Genomic DNA, 301 nt, shown 5'->3' on the forward strand with positions numbered 1-301 from the left:
GGGGAGATTCACTACAACGATGTTGTGTTCCACTTGGTCCACGGTCTTGCGGATCAGGGTGCAGCGGAAAGGATCAATCCTCGTAGGTACGGGGATCGGACAGCTTGGGATAGTGCTGTGTATCGGCATTCCGTATTTTCGAAAGCGCAAGCAGGTGCAATTGTTGAGTACCTGAAGTTCAAGCTCGAAGCTGAGGGGCCGGACGGCTTCGATACGCCCTCAATTCAGCAGGCGCTGGCCAACTACTGGCTCGGGCGAGCGGGGTTGCCCTCATGACTTCGTGCATTGTCGCTACGCCATG

1 protein-coding gene is annotated in these 301 nt (G+C 56.1%); it reads left to right on the forward strand.

Annotated features, from left to right (window positions below; translation table 11 throughout):
- Positions 1-276: hypothetical protein (locus RVY79_RS18845; protein WP_317466085.1), on the forward strand; the 276-nt coding region annotated here is incomplete at its 5' end.
- Positions 277-301 lie beyond the last annotated feature (25 nt).

It is taken from the genome of Chromohalobacter sp. HP20-39, from assembly GCF_033052815.1.
Classification (GTDB): domain Bacteria; phylum Pseudomonadota; class Gammaproteobacteria; order Pseudomonadales; family Halomonadaceae; genus Chromohalobacter.